The sequence below is a fragment of the Gordonibacter pamelaeae 7-10-1-b genome (assembly GCF_000210055.1).
GTDB classification, from domain to species: domain Bacteria; phylum Actinomycetota; class Coriobacteriia; order Coriobacteriales; family Eggerthellaceae; genus Gordonibacter; species Gordonibacter pamelaeae.
The window spans coordinates 782,716-784,040 of the sequence record NC_021021.1; the positions used below are offsets into that span (position 1 = coordinate 782,716).

Here is a 1,325-nt window from a genome sequence, read left to right on the forward strand (position 1 = left end):
GAGCTTGCGACCCCTACCTCTTCTCCACCGGGACCTGGATCTCGGTGAGCCACTGGGACTCGTCGGTGCAGTTCCAGATGCCGTCGATGTAGCTCTCGTGGGCGAGGCCGGACGCGCGGTAACCATTCTGCTCGATCCAGTCCATCGCGAACGCGTAGGCGCGCGGCAGGTCGGCGTAGGGGCCGCGGTGCATGACGGACGCGACGGTGACGGCCGGCGCCTCCTCGAACACGATGCCGTCGGTCTCCACGCCGTACTCCTCCACGGCCTCGCTGTACTTGATGGTGATGTCGCGCTCCTTGTACTCGCCGTCGAGGTAGGTGATGAAGCAGTACTCGGGCGCGGCGCACTTGAGGTTCGGGTTCGCCGCCTTCACGGCGCGGCCGATAGCCGGGATGACCTCGTTGTAAGCGGAGAAGTTGGGCACGGTCATGGTCTTGGAGTACACGATGCAGCTGGGCAGGTCCTTGATGGTGGCTTGGTAGTTCATGGAGAACCCCTTTCCTTCGTCTGAGAGCATGAATGCGATGCGCGCGAGGCGTTCCTGGCGCGCGGCGAGTTCCCGTTCGATGAGCTCGCGACGCCGTGCGAGGATGGGGCGCGGGTCGGCGCCGCCCTCGATAGCGGCCACCTCGTCCACCGACAGGCCCGCCTGCCGCAGCGCCTGGATGCGGTGCAGGTCGACGAGCTGGGACGTGGTGTACAGGCGGTAGCCCGTCGCGCCGTCCACGGCGGCCGGGCGCAGAAGCCCGATGCGGTCGTAGTGGTGCAGCGTCTTGACGGTGGTCTTGCCCATCTTCGAGAACTCTCCTATGTAGAACATGGTTCTCACCTCCTTCTCATCGCATTCAACAGCCTCCTGCACGGGGAGGGTCAAGGGGTGTTTTCGAAATTTTCCAAAGGTGTGGCACCGAAGGTGCGGCCGGCGCCTGCGGAAAGCGCCTCAAGGGTAGCGCACTTCAGGACACGCCGCTCGGACGAACGTGGAATTGCGGAGGTTTTGCGGCGGGCGAAACAGTTCGGCGGCGGCGCGCGTGTTCTTGATAGCGGCTCGAACGTTCGGAAACCGGGGCCGCACCAGTGCGCACGCAGGTTCGCCCGTCTTTCAGCTTGCTTTCAAGTTCGGGCGCTACCCTCGGCACCAAAGGAAACCGCGCGAAGGGGCCCCTATGCCGTACCTACCGACACGTCGCCAAAACACCCTCCCCGGCGCCACACCGTACCGGCGCCGCCCAAGCGTTGAAGGCGCCCGCCGCGCGCGACCACTGTTCGCGCGGAGCCGCGTGGCGCGGGCGGGAAACGTCCTGGCACGTTGCAAGGCGGCC

1 protein-coding gene is annotated in these 1,325 nt (G+C 65.8%); it reads right to left on the reverse strand.

What is annotated here, in order from left to right; all coding sequences use genetic code 11:
• Nucleotides 1-13: 13 nt before the first annotated feature.
• Nucleotides 14-823, reverse strand: coding sequence for a MerR family transcriptional regulator (locus GPA_RS03725; protein ID WP_041238993.1), 810 nt, complete (start codon nt 821-823; stop codon nt 14-16).
• Nucleotides 824-1,325 lie beyond the last annotated feature (502 nt).

Coding starts and splice junctions, on each gene's coding strand:
- GPA_RS03725 (WP_041238993.1), bottom strand. CDS start 823: ATGTTCTACATAGGAGAGTTCTCGAAGATGGGCAAGACCACCGTCAAG.